This is a genomic window from Synechococcus sp. 'PEA 65AY6A-5F PE A' (genome assembly GCF_047462575.1).
In the GTDB taxonomy this organism is placed as follows: domain Bacteria; phylum Cyanobacteriota; class Cyanobacteriia; order Thermostichales; family Thermostichaceae; genus Thermostichus.
In genome coordinates, this window is record NZ_JAOALE010000016.1 from 17,486 (window position 1) to 38,419 (window position 20,934).

Sequence of the window (20,934 nt, forward strand, 5' to 3'; positions counted from 1 at the left end):
CCAAAACAGTCAATTGAGGGTGAACTGAATCGGCACCGTTACCCACGACTCAATCGGGGTGTTGTTCCTCAAGGCGGGGCTAAATTGCCAGCGTTGCACCGCCTCTTGTGCGGCCCTGTCCAGGGCCGGGAAGCCGCTGGAAGAGACAATTTCCACCTGCTGCACCTGCCCTTGGGCATCCACCTTGACCCGCAACAGCACTTGCCCCTGCTGGTTGAGGCGGCGGGCTTGGGGAGGGTACTGCGGCGGCGGGTTGCGCCCCGGGATGGGGCGGGCCAGGATGTCCGGCCTGGCAGCCACTGCTGCGGGCGAGGAGGTGGGGGAGGATGCCTCCCCGGCCCCTTCTGCCGCTGTCGGCGCAGAACCCTGCGCTTGGGATCCACCGAGGCCACCCGTCCCAGGAGCGCTGGATCCAGATCCCTCGCTCCCGCCGGGGGAAGCAGTGCCCCCGCCACCCGAACGGATCCCTTGGATGAGGGGGGTGAAGCGGGGAATGGGAGCGCTCGTAGCAGCCACGGGGGGCGGCCTGTCGGCCACAGGTGCAGCCGTGGGGGTAGCCACCGGAGTTGGAGGGGGCTGCTGTGGTGAGGGGGTGACCGTCGGTGTTGGGGAGGGCGGAGGAGGGGTTGGTGCGGCCATCGGCGTGGGTGGAGGGGTCGGCTCCGGCTTTGCTGTGGGAACAGGCGTAGGGGTGGGGGGCGGCGTTTGCAAAGCCAGCTCAGACTTGGGAACGGCCGTGGTCTCTACTCTCTCCTGAGGCGCAGGAGCCGGTGGGGGTGGGTTATCCGCGGGAGGTGATTCCGGGGCCGGGTCGCTCGGCTCCCCTGCCGGCTTGGGCAAGGCCGAATCTGCCTCTGCCGCAAGCTGCGGCGGCAGCGGATCCTCCAGCCACAGCGTGACCGGGATCCGCACTTCGGGCTCCAGCAGAGGTCGAAATCCCCACCCAACCCATCCCAGCAGCCCCAGCAGATGCAGAAGCAGCGAGAGCAAAGTCTCCCAGCGCAGCGGGCGGGGCTCCCGACTTTGCCCAGGCAACTCAGGGAGATCCTCCAGCGAGGCGCAGGCAACTGAGAGGGCAAGGGAGCAATAGCCCGCCAGCAGCGCCTCCCTAAGTAGCTTCTCCCCCCAGCCGATCCAACGCAGTCCTCCAGATCTTTGGCGCCGCCCCATTGCCCACAGCCCCAGCTCCAGCCAGGCCAGACCCACCCCGTAGGCCATGCCTGCCTGCTGCCAATACCCCATCTGCAGGCGCCACAAAAGCCGAGGGTGGGATCCCCTCCCCGAAGAAGCGGATCCCCGGTTGGTGTGAGTGGGGGGTTCGGCGAGCATGGCTCGGGGCTATCTCGATGGGCACGGCTGGCGGGGAGTCCTAGAAGCGGCTGGAGAAGCTGAGGGCCACATGGCGCCCCGGCTGAGCCCGCCGCTCCACCTCAGGGCCGACAAAGAGGGTGCGGGTCTCGGAGTACAGAAAATACTTCTCGTCGAAGAGGTTGAACACCCCGAAATTGAGCTGCCAGTTGTCGTCCAGGTTGTAGTAGCCCAGCAGATCCACCACCGTATAGCCGCTGGGCACAAAGGGAATCTGCGGGGGAGCGTTGGGGTTGGTTTGCACCACCTCCCGCTGCGGATCCCGCGGATCCGCCACCAGCGTGGCCACCAGCCTCGCCCCCCACACCTGGCTGGGATCGTCGTAGTGCAGCCCCAGCACCGCCGTCAGCGGCTCAATCGAAAGCAGGGGCTTGTTTTCTGTAAGATTGTCCCCCACCGCCCAGGCAAAGCTGCCGTTTAGGCTCCAGCCGGTTAGGTCGGGGCTGAAGAAATATTGCCCTGTCGCTTCCACGCCGTAGATGCGGGCGCGGCTGACGTTTTGGCTCTGGAAGAGGATGACCGGCGGGGGCGGCGGGCTGCCGGGGGGGCCGGGGGGCGAGGGCTCAGATCCCACCCGCCGGAACGCCTCGATAAAGTCGTTGTAGGTGTTGTAGTAGGCGGCCAAACTGAAGCTGGCCTGCGGGTAGATCCCTCGCAAACCCACTTCAAAACCCTGGCTGGTTTCCGGGCGCAAGTCGGGGTTGGAGAGGGTGCGATAGCGAAAGAAGGGGCTGACCAAGTTGGTGAAGCCGCTGTTGATCTCGTTGTATTGGGGGGCCCGAAAGCCGGTGTTGTACTGGGCCGTAAAGGTAAGGTTGGGGTTTATCCTCCACACCAGGCCCAGCTTGGGGGAAACGGCATCGGCAAAGAGGCTGGCCGCTTCTGACCCACTTTTGAGGAAAGCTTCATCGGGACTGGGGGTGAGGTTGTAGGTGTCGTAGCGGATGCCGGGGATCAACGTCAAGTTGCCGCCGCCGAAATCGATCTCATCCTGCACATACAGCCCAAAACGGACGGTGTCCGAGTCGGGAAAATCTTTGGTGGGAAAGGTGTCTGGGGGAATGTTTTGGGTTACCGCTCCGGTTTGCAGGTTGGTCTGAAAACGGTTGCGGGGTCGTTCGTTGCGGGTGGTGGAAATCTCCATGCCATACACCAGGCGGTGGGAGAGATCCCCGGTTTGGAAGCGGCTTTGGGCCTGCAGGCTGGCTCCTAAAATGTTGCTGACCAGCTCGTTGAAGGTATCTCGCCGCACAGGTACGGGTCGGCCCTGCACGGTGATGGTGCGCTCTTCCACGCTGGGCTCGCGGGTGCGGGCGGGCTGGTAGTAAATCTGGGCGGTGGCCAACTCAAAAGCGGGATTCTCAGGGTTGGCGTAGCGATACTCCAAACTGAGGCGGCTGCGCTCGGTGTCGATGGTTTCCCTAAATAAGCTGATGCCGGGATCCAGGTTGCGCCGCGAGAACGTGGTGGTGGTGCGGCTGTTGAAGTACTCGCCGGTCAGGGTGAGGCTTTCCAAGGGGCTGAAGCGGTAAACCAGCTTGGCCAAAACGTTGTCCCCATCCACCGTTTGTCGATCTTTAAAGCTGGGATCCGCTTTGATATCCGGCTCCCTGGCGTCGCGGCGGGTGTAGATGAGCAGGGCTTCCAAGTTCCCCTGCCGGCCCGCCAAGCTGAGGGTGTTGACAAAGCCTTGGTTTTTGCTGTCGTACTGGCTGGAGAGGCCCACATGGCTGTCCCGTTCCCCCAGCAGATCCGCCGGGTCTAGAGTAGTGTAGGTTACCACGCCCCCCAAGGCATCGCTGCCGTAGAGGGTGGAAGCGGGGCCGCGGATGATCTCCACCGTCTTCAGGGTTTCCAGCTCAAAGGTGTCCCGCCCGATGTTGAAGGGGCCGAAGGAAAACCGCTCCGGCTGCCGGATCCCGTCCACCTGGATCAGCACCCGGTTGGCGTCGAGGCCGCGGATGTTGAAGTCCTGCAGGCCATAGCGGACATTTCGCCGCACGCTCACCCCCGGCTCGTAGCGCACCAGATCCTGGATGTTCTGGATAAGCTCCTGCCGCAGGCGCTCCCGGTCGATGACGGTGATGGTGGCCGGGGAGTCGGCCAGGGTGCGCTCGGTGCGGGTGCCGGTGACCGTAACCTGCTGCAGGTTGAAGACGGGGGTGCCCTGCCGCAGCACTTGCAGATCCGCTTGCAGCCGCTCCACCTCCGCCTGATCCCCCCGCCGGCGGGCAGCTTCGATCTGGGCTTCTAGCTCGCGAATCTGCTCCTGGATGGTGGTGGCTCCCCGAGGGGTGGCCTGGGCCAGCAAAGGAGTCTCAGGGATCCGAGCCGCGGGTTGCGCCTGGGCCAGGGATCCCCAACTCAGCCCCAGGCCCAGCCCCAAGCTCACCGCCTTCCAGCCCCAACCGGTTACTCGCATAACGTTTCACTCTCCCAAAAACCCACAAAAAACCAAGTCAAACCTTCGCCTCAACACCCTTTCCTCCCAGCCAGAGGGGCCTTGCTGGGTCTGCGCTGCGCAGGGGGCAAAGCTGCGGCCCCACCGGCGTTGGCATCCACTCCACCTCCAGGCCAAACACCTCCTGCACCCTGCTGGGGGTCAAGACCGCCTGCGGGGATCCCAGGGCCTGCAACTGGCCGGATCCCAGCAGGGCCACCCGCCGGCTGTAGCGAATGGCCAGGTTCAGGTCGTGCAGCACGGTAATCACCGTCAGCCCTTGCTCCTGCTGCAGCCGTCGCAACAGCTCCAGCAGCTCCAGTTGGTGGCGCAGATCCAAAAACGTGGTGGGCTCGTCCAACAGCAGCACCTGCGGCTCCTGCACCAGGGCCAGCGCCAGGAAAGCCCGCTGCCGCTCGCCGCCGGAGAGCGTCTCCACCCGCCTCAGGGCCAGGGATCCCAGTCCCGTCTGCGCCAGCGCCCATTCCACCCGCTGCCGATCTGCCCGCGGCAACTGCCACACCCACCAGGGCTGGTGAGGAGAACGCCCCAAGCTCACCAATTGCCACACCGTCAGCCCTGCCGGGATCCGCGGCTGCTGGGGCAAAAGGGCCAACTGCCGGGCCACCTGTTGCGGGCTGAGCTGGGTGTGCAGATCCCAACCGTTCAGGTACACACGCCCCGCCTGCGGGATCAACACTCGGCTCAGCAGCCGCAGCAACGTCGATTTGCCGGAGCCATTGGGGCCGACAATGCTCAGCCATTCCCCCGCCTGCAGGCTGAAGCTCACCTGATGGATCACCTGCCGCGAGCCATAGCCCCCGCTCAGCCCCTCGGCCTGCAAAATTGGCCGGCCCTCCCTCATCGCTCTGCCCCCTGCTGCCGCAGCAGCCAGCCGAAAAACGGCGCCCCCATCAACGCCGTGACGATCCCCACCGGCAGCTCCACAGCCCCCAGCCGGGTGAGGAGATCGGCGCCGCTCAACAGAGCTGCCCCCCCGAGGGCCGAAAGGGGCAACAGCCAGCGGTGATCCGATCCCACCCCCTGGCGCACCATGTGGGGCACCACCAACCCCACAAAGCCGATCAACCCCCCCACGCTGACGGCTGCCGCCGCCAACAAAGCTGCCACCAGGCCGATGGCCACCCGCGTCCGCGCCAACGGGATCCCCAAGCTCACCGCCATCTCTTCTCCCAGGCCCAGCAGGTTCAAAGCCCGCGCCTGCGCCCAGCCCAGCCCCAGCCCGACCAGGATGTACACCCCGGCCACCCGCACCTCCGGCCAGCCCCGCCCGCTCAGGCTGCCGATCAACCACGTCAGGGCCACCTGCACCCGCTCATCGGCCATCAACAACAAGGTGGAGCTAATGGCCCCAAAGAGCGCGCTGACGGCCACCCCCGCCAAGATCAGCCGCTCCACCGCCAGCCCGGAGCGGGTGCGCGCCAGGCCATACACCAACACCGTGGTCAGCACCCCGCCCACCCAAGCCGCCAAGGGCACCCAAGCCGTCCACTCCCCCCAGGTGAGCAGCCCCACCGCCGCCAGGCCCGCCCCCGCCGAGATGCCCAGCAGGTAGGGATCCGCCAGCCCATTGCCCAACATCCCCTGCAGCAGGGCCCCCGCCATCCCCAAGGCCGCCCCCAGCAACTGGGCCAAAAGTGCCCGCGGCAGCCGCAACTGCCAGACAATGGTCTGCCGGACTGGATCCCCTTGCCCCCACAGGGCCTGCCACAGCTCCGCAAAAGTCATGGGAACGGATCCCAAGGCAATCGAGATCCAAAGCAGCAAGAGGATGACACTCAGTAGCAAAACCGCCAAGCCGACCGGCGAGAGGATCCGCCTGGCCTGCCCCCAGCGTGTCTCCGAGTCAACTCCTGATGACAGACGCCCTTGATTGGCCAACATCGCAAACCTCAGGACTTTTGAGAGGGGGAGAGCCGCAAGACAGCTCCGACCGGCTCGCCAGAGCAGCGAGCCCAACCCCGCCAAGCTTTCCAGCTTGTTGAGACTTAGATTCAATAAAGACGTAGCTGCCAGAATAACAGGCTTTCTGGGTTATTGCAAGTCAGTTCTAATAAGCTTCTGCCCGCGTCCCCCCCTTGAGTGCCAACCCTTTGGCGTGAGATCGGGCAACACCCAACCTACTCAGGCCTAACCTGCCAGGGATCCGACTGCCCCGGGTAGGGTCATTCCCAGCAGCCGTGGAATGGGAAGTCCTTGACATACTCCCCTACCTAAAGGCAGGGGATTCTTGTTCTTGGTTCTACGGGCGCACTTACCGTATCGGGTTGCCCCTCTACAGCAGCGGTGCATCTCTCCCCAAGCGTTCCCGACCCCCAGGCCCCCCTACATCCCCCCGTATACGGGGGGACACAGGGGGGCGGGGGGCAGCGGTTCCCTTATGCCCTAAGGTACCGTTTTGCCATTTCAACCCTAAGACGCTTAACTTAAAGATGCTGAGCCCCAAAAGGCTTAGCCCCTTCTTCAGGATATTCAGAGCTGCATTCTGATCCCTATCCAGCACAAGCAGACACTTGGGGCAAATATGAGTTCGCGTAGACAGAGTCTTAACCACTCTATGCCCACAACCACTACAATCCTGCGTGGTGTATTGAGGCGGCACTGCTACGATTGCCTTGCCCCACACCTTGCCGTAGTAGTCTAGCCAGTGAGTGAATAGCGACCAGCTAGCATCTTGGATCGATTTGGCAAGATGACGATTTTTGACCAAGTTCTTCACCGGCAAGTCCTCATACACCACGATGTCGTTAGACATCACTACGCACCGGGCTAGCTTAATCGCCCAGTCTCTACGCTGGCGCTGGACTTTGAGGTCAATCCTACCTACTCGGTTCTTCTGTTTGTGGTAGTTGTTTGATTGCGGTTTTCTCCCTTTTGCGAACATCCTGCTCAACTTGCGTTGATGCCTTTTTAGCCGCTTCTCGCTGCGGCGCAAAAACTTCGGGCAATTCACGGTATTGCCGTTCTGGTCGGTGTAGAAATGCTTGAGCCCAAGATCAATACCGATAACATTGCCTGTGTATTGTCCTTGCTCCTTGCGGTCTACATCCAGACAGAACTGGGCATAGTAACCATCTGCTCTTCGGATCACCCGCACACGGTTGATTTTGGAGCTCAGGATATCCTGTCTTGCTTCTCCATTGCAGTACAGCGCAAAGGTCCCTGCTCCAAACCCGTCCGTGAAGGTGATAGACAGGCCATCATCAGATAACTTCCAGCCCGATTGCTTGTATTCCACAGACCGGCAATGCTTCTTGAACTGGGGATAGCCTTTCTTCTTTTCGCCCTGCTTGCACCGTCTGTAGAAGTTGGAAATCGATAGCCATGCTCGCTCCGCACTCGCCTGCCGAGCAGCAGAGTTGAGCTTATTCGCAAATGGGAACTCCTTCGCCAAGTCTTTGCAGAAAGCATACAGATGCTTCTTCCCTACCCCCCGATTGTCCATCCAATGGCGCAGGCATTTGTTGCGCACAAACTGTGCGGTGCGGATGGCTTCGTCCAAAGCTTGATACTGCTTTGGCGTCCCGTTGAGGAGTTTGGCTTCCCTGACTAACATGAATCTATTTTATTCTGGGTCTTATCAGATAAAACAATCTGCGCCTTATATCCCTGACCTAAAGGGCGGGGCTTTATGGCGCCGCTTGGTAATCTCCTCTCTTCCGGAGGGAGAGGGAGGAAGATCTCAAATCAAATAGAATGGCCCAAGCCGGTTAGCTTGGGTTGGATGGACCCTGAATTTGGCCCCCTCTTGCAAGCATTGGTGCCATGGCTTCTTCTGCTGAGACCACTTGGGATGCCCTGCAGGTGGATCCCGCCCTGCTCACCCCCATGATGCAGCACTACGTGGAGCTGAAGCGGCAATACCCGCACGCCATTCTGCTCTACCGCCTGGGGGATTTCTACGAGATGTTTTTCCAGGACGCGCAACTGGTGTCGCGGGAGCTGGAGCTGGTGCTCACCGGGCGAGAGGCAGGGGCCATTGGCCGGGTGCCCATGTGCGGGATCCCTTACCATGCTTTCGACCGCTATGCCGCCCAGTTGGTGGCCAAAGGCTACGCCCTGGCCGTCTGCGACCAGATGGAGCCGGCGGATCAAGCCAAAGGCCTGGTGCGGCGGGAAGTGACGCGGGTGATCACACCCGGCACCGTCATCGAAGAGGAGCTGCTGCAGGCGCGGCAAAATAACTACCTGGCGGCCATTGTCCGCCTGAGAGGCTCCAAGCAAACGGTCTGGGGCCTGGCCTATGCCGACATTTCCACCGGCGAGTTCTGGGTCTGCCAGGGCGAGGGGCAAGAGCAGCTAGAACAGGAGCTGGCGCGGCTGCAGCCGGCGGAGATCCTGCTGCCCACCGAAGAGGGGCTGGGCCTGGGCCTGATGCGGCCCGGGGATCCCCAAGCCCCCCTGGGCCTGCCCGGCCAGTACACCTATACCCTGCGGCCAGCCGAACCCTTTGAGCTGGCCACGGCGCGGGAAAACCTGCTGCAGACCTACGGCCTGCGCTCCTTGGAGGGCTTGGGCTGCGAGGGGCTGCCCCTGGCCATTCGGGCGGCGGGAGGATTGCTCCACTACCTGGAAGAAACTCAAAAAAACCTGGTGCAGCCTTCCCCTCAGGGGGGCCATCCGCTCCTGCGCCCGCCCCGCACCTACCAGCTCACCGACTACCTGATATTGGACACCCAAACCCGTCGCAACCTGGAGCTGACCCAGACCATCCGCGAGGGGGCCTTTGTCGGATCCCTGCTCTGGGTGCTGGATCGCAGCCGCACCGCCATGGGGGGACGCACCCTACGCCGCTGGCTGTTGCAGCCTTTGCGAGATCCAGAGCAAATCCGCCTCCGCCAAGACACCATCCAGGAGCTCTTGGAAAGCCCCTCCCTGCGCACCCGCCTGGGATCCCTGCTGGACTCTCTCTATGACCTGGAGCGCTTGGCCAACCGCGTCGCCTCCGGCACCGCCAACCCGCGCGAGCTGGTGGCCCTGGGATCCTCCTTGGGCAAACTGCCCCAACTGGCGGAGCTGGTGGCCGAAGCCAAGACCCCTCTCCTGCAGAGCTTGCAGCAGGTGGATCCCGCCCTGGTTGACCTGGGCCGCCGCATCGAGCACACCCTCCTGCCCTCCCCTCCCCCTGTGCTCACCGAAGGGGGGCTAATCCGGCCCGGCGTCGATCCGGAGCTGGACAGGCTGCGGCAGCAGGTGGAGCAAGACCGCCACTGGATTGCCCAGTTGGAGAAAACCGAGCGCGAGCGCACCGGCATCCCCACCCTCAAAGTGGGCTTCAACAAGGCCTTTGGCTATTACCTCAGCATCAGCCGCGCCAAGGCCCAGCAGGTGCCCAAGGAGTACATCCGCAAGCAGACGCTAACCAACGAAGAGCGCTTCATCACCCCTGAGCTCAAAGAAAAAGAGGCCCGCATCCTCACCGCCCAAACCGAGATCAACCAGCGGGAGTACGAGCTGTTTGTACAACTGCGCCAGGAGGCGGGATCCCAAGCTGCCGCCATCCGCCAGGTGGCCCAGACCCTGGCTGCTGTCGATGCTCTCTTTGGCCTGGCCGAGGTGGCCGTGCAGCAGGGCTACACCCGTCCCGTGATCACCGCCGATCGCCGCCTGATCATCGAAGAGGGGCGCCACCCCGTGGTGGAGAAATCGTTGCCCCAGGGCCTATTTGTCCCCAACTCGGTGCGCCTGGGATCCCCCCACGGCCCGGATCTCATCGTCCTCACCGGCCCCAACATGTCCGGCAAGTCCACCTACTTGCGGCAGATTGGGCTGATCCAGATCCTGGCCCAGATGGGCAGCTTTGTCCCGGCGCGGCGGGCGGAGCTGGGCCTGTGCGACCGCGTGTTTACCCGCATCGGCGCCGTCGATGACCTGGCCACGGGACAGTCCACCTTCATGGTGGAGATGAACGAGACGGCCAACATCCTCAACCACGCCGGCGAGCGCTCCCTGGTGCTTCTGGACGAGATTGGCCGCGGCACCGCCACCTTCGACGGCCTTTCTATCGCCTGGGCCGTAGCCGAGTACCTGGCCACCCAGGTGCGCGCCCGCACGATCTTTGCCACCCACTACCACGAGCTCAACCAACTGGAAACCCTGCTGCCCAACGTGGCCAACTTCCAGGTGGTGGTCAACGAGCTCCGGGATCGCATCATCTTTTTGCACCAGGTGCAACCTGGCGGAGCCGACCGCTCCTACGGCATCGAGGTGGGGCGCATGGCCGGCCTGCCCCAGCCAGTGATCGAGCGGGCCAAACAGGTGCTGGCCCTGGTGGAACAACACAGCCGCATCGGCCTCGGCCTGCGCAGCCAGGGGAAAAGCCGCCCTTCTTCAAACAGCCCCAAGAAGCGGTTCAAGCAAGAATCCAATTCCCGCGGGATACCCGACTGCGATGCCAAGGCTGGGGATCAACTATCCCTGATCCCGACCTCCCTCTACCCCGAGGAGCTCTAGGTCTATCCTCGCTCCGGATCCCGTTCTTCCAGCCCCAAGGTGGCGGCCAGCACCTCCAGCTCCTCCCGCTGCCCCTCCACCCAGAGGTGGGATCCGGGGGGCGGAGCGGCCTCTTGCAGCTTCAGGCGGATCTGCTGCGGGCGGTGGCTGCGCCGCCAGTAGTACCAGCCCGCCCAAGGAGAGGCCAGCAGCAGCGTCCAAGGCCAGGCTCCCCAAGCCGGCTGCAGCATCTGCAGCACCAGGGCCAAACAGGCCAGCCCTGCCCCCGCCAGCCCCGTCAAAAAAACAGCCAACCCCACACTGGCCCGCGCCTGACCCACAAAGGTGGCGATCCCCTCCGGGTCAGCAGATTGCAAGCGATAGGCGCGCCCCTCCAGGTGCTTTCGGAGAAGGGATCCCATTTCTTCCAGGTTGCGACTGCTAAAATAGAGACGAGCTTCGACGCGGTCTTTGCCAGAGGCTCGCAGAAAAAAGAACAGGCCGATGGCCAGCAAGACCGTAAGCAGTAGCGTTGAAATTGTCTCCCCTTGCAAGGAAGAAGAGGCGGCTACTGCCGCACGTGCCTCGGATAGAGAGCCAAAGTTGATGGGCGGCGCAACTGCGATCGGGGCTTTCTCTCCTGACCAGAAAGAAGGAGACTTGGCAAGAAAGCAGTTCATGGAATGCTAGTTTACACGCCTGCTGACCAGTTTAGACTTCTCAGAGGAGCTGGCCGCCCCCTCCTCCAAAGAAAAACCGAGTTGCCACCTCTATCGCTTTGTAGCTCGCATGGGCAAAAAACCCCTCGGAGGGCAGTGCGCTTTTCAGCAACCTCAGTGGCAGTTCAAGAGGAGGGGAGGCTACGCCGGATCTCGTGCCTCTCGGCTGGGAAGTGCAACTATAATTAAGTTATGATAAGAGGCTTCTGCTTTACTGACTCTTGTCTCTCTCCCTTTCCAGGGTAGCCTCCTTTAAGAGGGCAGAGCTCTGCAGCGAGGGTTGAGGAGGAGGGTGCCTGCCCCACTCGAGCGATGACGGCGCAAAGCAACCGCTCCAGGGAGACACCAGCCTTAGAGATTTCCTCCCAGTCCTGCCCTTTTGGTTTGCCTGCCTCTGTCGCTGTTTCAGCAATACCTTACATGTCTAACTACGAACCTGAGCTCAACGACATTTTGTTGGATGGCGATCTCCTCGATCCCGCTGAGGAAGCAGAGGTAGATCTGGCCGAGAGCGAGTTTGCAGAAGAGGAGCCAGCTCGCCGCTCCACCGATCTGGTGCGCCTTTATTTGCAGGAGATCGGTCGTGTTCCCCTCCTGGGTCGCGATGAGGAGGTGGCTCTGGCCCAAAGAGTCCAAGACTACATGAAGCTTTTGGATGTGCGCCTGCGCCTGCAGAAAGAGTTGGGACGGGAGCCAACTCTGGCCGAGTGGGCAGCTAGGGCCAACCAGTACCCCGAATGGGCCAACCTCACCCCCGAGAAGCTACAGCAGATCCAGCGAATTGGCAAGCGCGCCAAAGAGCACATGATCAAAGCTAACCTGCGCCTGGTGGTGTCGGTGGCGAAAAAATATCAAAATCGCGGCCTGGAGCTGCTGGACTTGATCCAAGAGGGCACGCTGGGCCTGGAGCGAGCGGTGGAGAAGTTCGATCCCAAGAAGGGCTATCGCTTCAGCACCTACGCCTACTGGTGGATCCGGCAGGGCATCACCCGCGCCATCGCCACCCAGAGCCGCACTATCCGCTTGCCCGTTCACATCACCGAGAAGCTGAACAAGATCAAAAAAGCCCAGCGCAAGCTTTCCCAGGAGAAAGGCCGTACCCCCACCATTGAGGATATTGCTTCCGAGCTGGAGATGACGGTGCCCCAGGTCAGGGAGCTGCTGGTGCGGGTGCCGCGCTCGGTTTCTCTGGAAACCAAGGTGGGCAAAGACAAGGACACTGAGCTGGGGGATCTGCTGGAAACCGACGACATCTCCCCCGAAGAGACGATGATGCGGGAGGCCCTGCATCGCGATCTACAGCAGTTGCTGGCAGATCTCACCAGCCGCGAGCGGGATGTGATCCGCATGCGCTTTGGGTTGGGGGATGGGCGCACCTACTCGCTGGCGGAAATTGGCCGCGCCTTGGATCTGTCGCGGGAGCGGGTACGGCAAATCGAGGCCAAAGCCCTGCAAAAGCTGCGGCAGCCGAAGCGGCGCAACCGAGTGCGAGACTACCTCGAAGCCATCAGCTAGTCGGGCCTGCCTAGGATCTGGATGGAGATCGCTGGCTGGCAATCTTGCTCAGGCGCGTCTGGATCTGGGCTGCCAGCCAGTTCACTTCCGGGATCCGCAGATACAGGGCCCCTGCCGCAAACAAGCTGAGACCGATGCCGGCGGCCAGACCGGCCCAGAGGGCGGCGGTGATTAGAGAAGAGCCGAGAATCTCGTGGGAGCGCAGTTGCGTCCACAGCCAATGGCTGAGGCCCCCGGCCAAGGCGGTGATCCCCAGCAACGGCAGCAGGGCCTGCCCCATCTCCTGCCAGGGGATCTCCGGCAAGCGCTGGTGGAGGCGGATCCCCAGCCCAATCAGAGCCATCAGGTTAACGCCTGCCGTGGCCAAGGCAATGCCCGGTGCTCCAAAGGTTGGCAAAAACAGGAAGTCCAGCAGGGCGTTGAGGCCGATGGCCAGGCCGCTGATGTGCAGGGGCGTAGCCCCATCCTCCAGGGCGTAGAAGATACGCACCAGCACATCCCGCAGCAGGTAACAGGTCATCCCCAGCCCATAAGCCATCAGCAGGGCCGCCACCTCCTGGGTCACCTCCGGCGTAAAGCGACCGCGCTGGTAGGCTACTTGAACGATAGGTTCGGCCAGGGCCACCAGCACCATCGCCAGGGGCAGGGTGAGGATGGCCGTCACCATCAGCCCTTGGCGGATACGCTGGCGCAGCTCCGGCCAGCGGGATCCATCCCCCGCCAGCTGGGCGTAGAGAGGCATCAGGGGCACCAGCACCATGTTGGAGAGGATCCCCAGGGGGGTTTGCACCAAAAGCTGGGCATAGCCCAAGTTGCCGATGGTGCGATCCCCGGGCACGAAGGAGGCAAAAAAGAGATCCACATAGACATTGATGTGGATCATGCCGGAGGAGATCACCGCCGGCAACAGCAGCAGGCCCACCGCCCGCACCGGCGGGGATCCCCACTCAAAGCGCAGCCGCAGCCGCCCCAGCCCCAGCCGCTGCTGCAGCGGCACCTGCGCCAACCACTGGGCGATGGCCCCGATGAGCACCCCCCAGGCCAGCAACGTCGGGATCCCCGTCCATCCCAACGCGAGCAGGATCCCAATGACTGACAAGCTGGAGATCAACGGGCTAAGGGCGGGCAAGAGGTAGTGCTCGGCCGCATTCAGCGCCCCAAAGCCAATGCCAATCCAGCCCGAGAGCAAGGCCAGCGGCGCCATGATCCGCAACTGCTCGGCGGCAAGAGCATGCACTTCGGGGCTGGCCCCTGGTGCGCTCAGGCGCACCACCCAGTCGGCTCCCCACCAGAGGCCCAACGTCACCGCTAAGAGCAGGCAGCCCACCAAGGTAGAAATGGACTCTAGCCAACGGGCCGGATCCTCTCTTCCCGGCTGCTGCTTTTTGAGCACGCTGACGATGGCGCTGTGAAAGGGGCCGTTGATCCCGCCCAGCAAGATCAACAAAAAGCCAGGCAGGACATAGGCTATGCTAAAGGCGCTGTACTCTGTCCCCGAGCCGTAGACTGCCGCGATTAGGGCCTGACGGATAAACCCCATGCCCTTGCTGAGCAGCGTGGCCCCTGCCACCAGCCCTGCTACCGAGAGCAAGGAACGGGGTGGAGAAGACGCGGCGGATGGGATTCGCGGGGCAGACTCTTTCATACCCCTAGCTCCCCACCGCCGCCTTGGCAATGGGCAACTGTCGGGATGCCCTAATCTTCCCAGGATTCACCCACAGGCTCACAGCCGCTACCCCCCTCGCTTCGGCATAGGGCAGCACCATTATCCCGGATTCTCCCGACCTCTGGAGGGAGGGCAAGGCAGAGCTCAGGCCAGCAGTTGTCGCTCCTGCTCCAGTTGCCGCAACAGATGCTCGTCGCCGCGGGCCTGGGCAGCGCGAATGCGCTCTTGTAGTCGCCGCAGCAGGTTTTGCCGATGGGTTTCTTCGACCAAGGTTATAAAGTCCTTGCGCGGGGAAATAGCCGCCGGCACCCTGCTCGCTGCCTTCGCCGCCGGATTGAGGACAAGGCCTCGATACCTCAAGGCAGAAAACTGTGGCAGCGACACAACTGCCGATTGGGCTGGCCAGCTCCACGCCAGGCCCCGGTAGCGCGTTGGCACCTCCTGCCGCTGGCAGGTTGCGGGGGCAGAAGGGACAAAGTCGTGGGCAATGCCCCGGTAGGTCAGTTGCATAGGAAGACTCCCCCAAATAGACTGCGGCGATCTTTAAAGAGCTGAGGAAGAAAGCGACGCCCCTGAGCCAGCTTGTTGAGAGCCGTTAGACAACAGCTTCGGCTTCCTCGGCGCAGCTCAGAGGGTAAAACCCAATTTTATTCTGTATCGAAATTAACAAAATAAGCAGTTGGGTGTCAACTTTGGGTCGAGGTCGTCTCCCTATCCAGAGAATTAGAGCAGCTCGTCGATTAGCCGTAGCACCTGGTGCAGGTCGGTGCCGGCCTCTTTTCCCCGTCTGAGGTTCAGCTCCACCAACTGCTTGAGGGCGAGCAGCTTGATATTGGCCTCCACCGCTGCCGCTGCCATGGCTTGGGCCGCCGGCAGATAGCCGCTGGCCCCCAGATCCAGCAGGGCAGCCCGCCGCAGATGGATGTTGGGGTGGCTCAACACCGACAGTAGCGGTTGGACAAAAGTGGGATCCCCTGTCAGCCGGTAACAGGCCCGCGCTGCCGCGCATTGGAGGCGAATTGAGGGGTGCTCTAGGTAAGGGCGGATCTGCCCCAGGGCGGCAGCCACCTGCAACTGTCCAAGCGCCTCGATCAAAGCCTCCAAGGCGGCAGGCGCTTCTGTTTGCAGACCCTGCTCCACCCAGCGCAGCCCTTCGAGCAACGCCACTCCCAGCTCTTCGGCTTGCCTGGGATCCCGATCCAGATTATTGGCTAGGGCGATCTCCACCAGCGCCTGGGCTGCTGCTGCCACCACTTGGCCATCGGAGCAGCGTAAAGCCTCTTTCAGAGCCGGGATCCCAGCAGGGGAGGCCACCTTGCCCAGGGCACGGGCGGCGTTGCGCCGCAGCGGATATCCCCCCTGCGTGGTGCGATCTGTCTCATCGGCCAAGGCTTCGATCAGGGCCGGGATCCCTTCGGGGATGCGCATGCGCCCCAGCCACCAAGCCGCGTAGTAACGTTCCCCCGGATCCCCATGGCGCAGCTTGGCGATCTGGCCAGCGGGGGTGAGGTCGGCGGCCGGAGGGAGATCTGAAGGAACAGCCGTGGTCATAGCATCAACAGGCCAGAGCGCCTGCAGAGGCCTCAAGCGCTGCGGACGCTGACGATCTTGGCGCCCGACTTGAGCAGCCGCTGCATCGTCGCCGAGAGCTGATCGGCAGAGACAAAGATCTGCTGGTTGGATTTGCGCACCCGGCTGGAGGTGGCCAGGGCCGAGGGCGGGTTAAGCAGCCGCGTCACCTCAATGCAGAACATGCGATCGGACTGGCCCGTTGGCGGCCCCAAGTGTTTGGTAATGGGGCTGGGGGGCAGCAGCCCCCGCACCCCGATGCGGCGGATGGCCGGGGTAAAGCCGGTGGCGAGGGGTACCATCAAGCGCGGCCTGCGCCCCTGGGAACGGTCGTTGTTGGCGTAGCCCCCGTAGAGGGCAAAAAGGTTGGTGAAGTCGCGGGTGGTATGGGCCTTGCGATATTCAAACCCGCGCGGATAGGGGACGATGTTGTCGCCAAAGGCTTCCAGGTATTCTGGGCTGTCGATGTAGGAATCGATCTCCGCGCTGTGGCCCCCAGCGTGGTAGATGTCCAGGTGTCGGGCAATATCCTTAGGGCTGGTGGGAGCTCGCCCCAGCAGGTGCTTGAAGTTGAGCTCGATGGCGCGGGTCTGGGAGTTAGGGTACAAAAACCGCCTCTTGTAGGCTTCGGACTTGGCGATTAAGCGCACAAACTCCCGCACCGTCAGGCTGCCCCGCCGTAGCAGCGATTCCGCACTGGCCAGCTCCTTCCTGTCTGCGCCAAACAGGTGATCGTTGCCCAGCACCTGGCGATAGATGGCCCGCAGGATCGCATTGAGCTGATCCTGGCTGGCATTAGGGCGCAATTCTAAGGGAGTCGTCTCTGTAATGCCCCGGATCCCCATTCGGCTTGCCGCTGTGATTCCACTCATGTTAATTCCTCATGATGAAACTGGCTGGATTAACTTTGAAAAAAGCTTGAAAAGGCTGCTTGGGTTCACCTCTCAACTCAACAACCCTCAGCAGCACAAATATGGGGTTGAAGCGAGAGCAACAGCGGCGCTTTTCCCTCTGGGGGAGAGATCCTCAGACCCAACCGGCCAAAGGGATCCCTTTCTCGCCACCGTTGCCCTCGACAACCTTTCTTCGCTATCCCCCTCAAGCGCCGGGCTGGCCACCTTTTTGGGGGATCCCAAGCTGCAGAACCTAGCTGAGCGCGTTGATGGCGTAGTCGATGTAGGTGTTGGCTTCGGTGGCCGCTTGCCCCGTCAGGCCATGGTTGGCTTTGATGTAGCGTAGCGCTTCGATAAACCAACTGGGGGAGAGTTCAAAAGCGGCGTTGATCTCGCGGATCCCGGCCAACTGATACTCGTCCAACGGGCCGGTGCCACCGGCTACCAAGCAGTAGGTGATGTAGCGCAGGTAGTGGCGCACGTCGCGGGCGCACTTGTCTTTGCCCGCTTGGGTGTGGCATTGTCCCCCAGGCTGAGTGGTATAGGGGAACTTGGCATAGACGGCCTCGGTGGCGCCGCGCACCAGCTCTTCGGCACGGCTGCTCAGGACACGGGCAGCTTCCATGCTGGCGGCAGCCCGCTGAAAACGGCCGTTGATGGCCTGCAACTCGCTGTTGCTCAGATAGCGCCCCTGGCTATCCGCGGTAGCAATGGCATCGACAATAGGGGTTTGCATGATTCAAAACGCTCCTTTACTTAAGCTCAACGCAAAAATCCAACACTGCAAAAGCGGCTTAACTGCAAAATGACTGCAAAAAAGGTTGTCTTCTCAGGGATCCCAGGCCAACCCGAGTTGAACTCCACGGCGGCCTTCACCCTAGGATCCGACTGTTCCAGGCAAAGCGATGGAGATTCCGGCCCTATCAGACCACGGCAGCAGCGGCGCGATCGAAGTAGGACTCGATTTCGGCGATCAAAGCGCTGCAATCACCCCGGGTGATGCCGTTGGGATCGCTCACCACCGCCACCGCAGCTTTTTTCATTTTTTGAATGCCGTTGGCCACAGAGCTGCCAGGGGTGCCCAGCGCCTGATAGGTTTCCCGCAAGCCGTTCAAGCAGCGCTCGTCCAGCACGCTGGGGTCGGCGGCTGCCACCGCATAGGTGATGTAGCGGAGGATGATATCCATATCCCGCATACAGGCGGCCACGTTGCGGCTGGGATAAGCAGGGCCGCCGGGAGCGTTCAAATTGGGCTCCTCGGCAAACAACTGACGGATGGCATCGGTCACAATTTTAGAAGCGTTGCTGGTGAGGCGGTTCACGGCGTCCAAGCGCTTGTTCCCCTCGGCAATCACCTGCTGCAGAGCCGCAAACTCGTTTTCTCCCAAGAAAGCGCCTTTGGAATCAGCTTGCGCAACAACTTTGCCAAATACATCGTTCATGGCTTTAAATCTCCTAGCGAAAGCAAAAGAGGTTATGAATCGTCACTCCCTGCCGCGGAAGTGGAAGCTCCCGCCAGCCAGGAATGCAGCAATGCCCCGATCCCTGATGCCGACCGGCACCGTTGGCACAGCTCCTTGTCCCAACAGACCTGCCCACGGGATCAAAGCCCGTAGAAACAAGATGGGCAAGCTAATCCTCGACCCACCTCCAGTCAAACGGCCTCGCAGGCGAAGCCGCTTGCCGACACATGTCAACGGATCCCGCTTCTTAAAGATCCTCCACTGCCGACAACCTGAACTGGACAGATGAGGAAAATCTGGCTCGCCTTGTTTCCAGTCTTTTTCTATCGCGAGGACAGGGAGCAATTGAATCAAAAAATGTAAAGGGACTTTACTTGCCGCAAAAAGTCTTGGATCCTCATCTAGACGGGCAATCCCGCCCTCTTCTCTCCATCCTTCAGGGCCTTAGTTTTTACAGAAAAAAATGTTACTTTACACAGCTTTACGACATGAAGAAAAATATAAACCGTGATTGTGGCTTTCGGCCAAGAGGCAAGCCCGCTTCAGTATCCACGCAAACCTTCTCATAAAGGATACATAATTTAACATTTGTGGAACCTCCTCGGCAGAGCAGAGGTTAGGGGAAAATCTGAGCAGGTTTTCATCGACCGCCTGGGATTTTCGGTATAAGTCCCTACGGTATTTCTGGATGCGTGGTTATGTCGAACTGCTTGGAGTCCACCTCTTCCCCTGAGCTGTTGCAGATGGCACGTTGGCTGGCGGGAGACTTCAGCAACCAAGAGCAAGCCTGGGAGAACCCACCTTTTTTTGCCTCGATCCGGGTGGCCTATCGCCCCTTGCCAACTGCTGTGCTGGGGGGAATCGGCTTTTATGTGGAGCAGGCTTACAGCGGCCATTTGGAGGAGCCCTATCGTCAGGCAGTGGTGGAACTCACTCAAGTGGGGGACGGGATCGTGATCCGCAACTACCGTCCTCTGCAGCCGCAGCGGTGGCGGGGGTGTGCTCGGGGGAGGGCGGAGCAACTCAGCCAACTGAGCGCTGCCGATCTGGCCTACCTGCCGGGGTGTGATGTGCAGGTGAAGAGGCAGGGATCCCTTTTTGTCGGCGTGACGGAGCCGGGTTGCCGCTGTTGCGTGGTGCGCAACGGTCAAACCACCTATTTGCAGACCACCTTGCACCTGAGCGAGAACGAGTTTTGCAGCCACGATCGCGGCATGGATCCGGTTACCCACCGCCAGGTGTGGGGAGCTGTGGCCGGCCCTTTTCGCTTTCGCAAGGTTGTCGATTGGCAGGCGGAGCTGCTGCAGTAGGTGGGAAGAGAATCCCTTGCCAATCTCGGCGCCGTCGGTGAAAGATGATACTTTGGGAGAAAGCAACTGCGGCCCGCTACATGTCCAATAGGGATCCTTGTCTGCCGGCTGCTCGGCAACGCTGACGCGAATGTGCGAATGAACTTTCCCCATGCAAGACGAACGAGACACGCTTCGCCAACAGCTTCTCACCCTCCAAGGTGAGGCGCTTGCCCAGGTGGCGCAGGCCGCCGATCTGGACGCCTTGGAGCAGATCCGCATCGACTATTTGGGCAAGAAGGGGAAGCTCTCCAAGATCTTGGGGGGCATGGGGAAGCTGCCCCCGGAAGAACGGCCTGCCATTGGCGCTTTGGCCAACACCTTCAAAGAGGCCCTGCAATCTAGGCTGGATGAGCGCAAACGCGCCCTGGCCGAAGCTCAGCTCCAGGCTCGCCTGGAGGCGGAGCGGCTGGACGTCACTATGCCGGGGCCGCGCCGGCCTCTAGGGCGGATTCACCCTTTGCAGGCCACCATCGACCGCATGCTCGATATCTTTGTGGGGATGGGCTACACGGTGGTCCACGGCCCGGAGATCGAGACAGAGTACTACAACTTCGAGGCCCTCAACACCCCCGCCGACCACCCGGCGCGGGACATGCAGGATACCCTCTATTTGGAAAAGGGCTATCTGATGCGCACCCAAACCTCTTCGGTGCAGGTGCGTTATATGGAGCAACACCAGCCGCCCCTGCGCATTGTGCATGCCGGGCGAGTGATGCGCCGCGACAGTGTCGATGCCACCCACTCGGCTGTGTTTCACCAAATGGAAATCTTGGCGGTGGGCCAGAACCTCACCTTTTGCGACCTGAAGGGCACCCTCAAGGAGTTTGTCACTCGCCTGTTGGGCCAGCGAGAAACCCGCTTCCGGCCCAGCTATTTTCCGTTCACGGAGCCTTCTGCCGAGATGGATGTGCGTTTTGGCTCCAAGTGGCTGGAAATTTTTGGCTGCGGCATGGTGGATCCCAATGTATTTCAGGCGGTCGGCTATGACCCGGAGCGCTACACCGGCTTTGCGGCAGGGATCGGCGTTGAGCGGGTGGCCATGCTCCTGCACGGCGTTCAGGATATCCGGCTGTTCTACAGCAGCGACCTGCGCTTTCTGTCGCAATTCTAGAGCGGCTTAGGAAAAGGTGCGTTTGTAAACCAACTGCAGATGTTCCAGCTCGTCTTTGCGATTGGCGCGGCGCAGCAAGCGCATCTGCTCTTCGAGAACTTGGCGGGCTTCGTTGCGGCTAATCGGATCAAAGACCAATTCTTCCACAGCAGACGGGTCGTCGTCAGCGGGGGGCTTGAAGTAGACCCGAAAAAACAGCCTTTGGGCATAAAGGGTGGTGAAGATGGCCTCCCCTTCGTTAACCCGACACAGGCCGTAGAGCAAACCAAATGTAGGGTGATTTAGATAGAGCTCATTCATGCCCAATAGCGTACCACTCTTGGTGGAGAAGAGGGGCTTTCCTTCTCGTTCGGTGGCCGAGAAAGTTGCCGAAACGATTTCGCTC

The 20,934-nt window shown here is 61.6% G+C and carries 17 protein-coding genes; 4 read left to right on the forward strand and 13 right to left on the reverse strand.

All coding sequences use genetic code 11. The annotated features are described in order from the left end of the window. Window positions 1-9: 9 nt before the first annotated feature. From GG26_RS07095 to GG26_RS07115, 5 genes are all read right to left on the reverse strand, one after another. Window positions 10-1,329 (reverse strand): energy transducer TonB, encoded by a 1,320-nt coding sequence (locus tag GG26_RS07095; protein WP_011430844.1) that lies wholly within the window; start codon window positions 1,327-1,329, stop codon window positions 10-12. A 40-nt stretch (window positions 1,330-1,369) separates the two neighbouring features. Further along, a complete protein-coding gene (locus tag GG26_RS07100; RefSeq protein ID WP_099813016.1) occupies window positions 1,370-3,790 on the reverse strand; it encodes a TonB-dependent hemoglobin/transferrin/lactoferrin family receptor in 2,421 nt (806 codons plus the stop codon). A gap of 37 nt (window positions 3,791-3,827) precedes the next feature. Further along, complete coding sequence (locus GG26_RS07105) at window positions 3,828-4,673, reverse strand: ABC transporter ATP-binding protein (protein WP_011430846.1); 846 nt, start codon at window positions 4,671-4,673, stop codon at window positions 3,828-3,830. After that, the gene (locus GG26_RS07110; protein ID WP_011430847.1) at window positions 4,670-5,713 is read right to left on the reverse strand and encodes a FecCD family ABC transporter permease; all 1,044 of its coding nucleotides are present in this window, start codon (window positions 5,711-5,713) and stop codon (window positions 4,670-4,672) included. The genes GG26_RS07105 and GG26_RS07110 overlap by 4 nt, the downstream gene beginning before the upstream one ends. Before the next feature lie 391 nt (window positions 5,714-6,104). After that, window positions 6,105-7,385, reverse strand: a complete 1,281-nt coding sequence (locus GG26_RS07115) for an RNA-guided endonuclease InsQ/TnpB family protein (RefSeq protein ID WP_011430848.1) — start codon at window positions 7,383-7,385, stop codon at window positions 6,105-6,107. 209 nt (window positions 7,386-7,594) lie between these two features. Between GG26_RS07115 and mutS the strand changes: the two genes are divergently transcribed. Beyond that, on the forward strand, window positions 7,595-10,282 hold the full coding sequence (gene mutS / locus GG26_RS07120) for a DNA mismatch repair protein MutS (protein ID WP_414389621.1): 2,688 nt from the start codon (window positions 7,595-7,597) through the stop codon (window positions 10,280-10,282). A gap of 2 nt (window positions 10,283-10,284) precedes the next feature. On the opposite strand, the gene GG26_RS07125 is transcribed toward mutS, so the two are convergent. Beyond that, window positions 10,285-10,941 carry a cofactor assembly of complex C subunit B gene (locus tag GG26_RS07125; protein ID WP_099813015.1) on the reverse strand — a complete coding sequence of 219 codons (657 nt, stop codon included), beginning with the start codon at window positions 10,939-10,941 and terminating at the stop codon, window positions 10,285-10,287. Window positions 10,942-11,391: 450 nt separating this feature from the next. Here GG26_RS07125 and sigC point away from each other — a divergent pair, with 450 nt between their 5' ends. Beyond that, window positions 11,392-12,495: an RNA polymerase sigma factor SigC gene (sigC, locus tag GG26_RS07130; RefSeq protein WP_041439130.1), complete on the forward strand. Its 1,104-nt coding sequence runs from the start codon at window positions 11,392-11,394 to the stop codon at window positions 12,493-12,495. 10 nt (window positions 12,496-12,505) lie between these two features. Here sigC and murJ read toward each other — a convergent pair whose 3' ends face one another. The 6 genes from murJ to GG26_RS07160 form a co-directional block, all read right to left on the reverse strand. Beyond that, on the reverse strand, window positions 12,506-14,140 hold the full coding sequence (gene murJ, locus GG26_RS07135) for a murein biosynthesis integral membrane protein MurJ (protein WP_011430852.1): 1,635 nt from the start codon (window positions 14,138-14,140) through the stop codon (window positions 12,506-12,508). Window positions 14,141-14,305: 165 nt separating this feature from the next. Further along, entirely contained in the window at window positions 14,306-14,671 is a 366-nt protein-coding gene (locus GG26_RS07140; protein ID WP_011430853.1) for a DUF4278 domain-containing protein, read from the reverse strand. 213 nt (window positions 14,672-14,884) lie between these two features. Next, on the reverse strand, window positions 14,885-15,712 hold the full coding sequence (locus GG26_RS07145) for a HEAT repeat domain-containing protein (RefSeq protein WP_099813014.1): 828 nt from the start codon (window positions 15,710-15,712) through the stop codon (window positions 14,885-14,887). Between the two features lie 32 nt (window positions 15,713-15,744). Beyond that, on the reverse strand, window positions 15,745-16,602 hold the full coding sequence (locus tag GG26_RS07150; RefSeq protein ID WP_011430855.1) for a phycobilisome rod-core linker polypeptide: 858 nt from the start codon (window positions 16,600-16,602) through the stop codon (window positions 15,745-15,747). A 274-nt stretch (window positions 16,603-16,876) separates the two neighbouring features. Continuing rightward, the gene (locus tag GG26_RS07155; RefSeq protein ID WP_011430856.1) at window positions 16,877-17,359 is read right to left on the reverse strand and encodes a phycocyanin subunit alpha; all 483 of its coding nucleotides are present in this window, start codon (window positions 17,357-17,359) and stop codon (window positions 16,877-16,879) included. 187 nt (window positions 17,360-17,546) lie between these two features. Then, a complete protein-coding gene (locus tag GG26_RS07160; RefSeq protein WP_011430857.1) occupies window positions 17,547-18,065 on the reverse strand; it encodes a phycocyanin subunit beta in 519 nt (172 codons plus the stop codon). A gap of 719 nt (window positions 18,066-18,784) precedes the next feature. Between GG26_RS07160 and GG26_RS07165 the strand changes: the two genes are divergently transcribed. Together GG26_RS07165 and pheS are read left to right on the forward strand one after the other, a co-directional pair. Continuing rightward, window positions 18,785-19,396, forward strand: coding sequence for a chromophore lyase CpcT/CpeT (locus tag GG26_RS07165; protein WP_414389628.1), 612 nt, complete (start codon window positions 18,785-18,787; stop codon window positions 19,394-19,396). A gap of 151 nt (window positions 19,397-19,547) precedes the next feature. Continuing rightward, window positions 19,548-20,549 (forward strand): phenylalanine--tRNA ligase subunit alpha, encoded by a 1,002-nt coding sequence (gene pheS / locus GG26_RS07170; RefSeq protein WP_099813013.1) that lies wholly within the window; start codon window positions 19,548-19,550, stop codon window positions 20,547-20,549. Between the two features lie 6 nt (window positions 20,550-20,555). On the opposite strand, the gene GG26_RS07175 is transcribed toward pheS, so the two are convergent. Beyond that, window positions 20,556-20,849, reverse strand: coding sequence for a PipX family protein (locus GG26_RS07175; RefSeq protein WP_011430860.1), 294 nt, complete (start codon window positions 20,847-20,849; stop codon window positions 20,556-20,558). Between the last annotated feature and the right edge of the window lie 85 nt (window positions 20,850-20,934).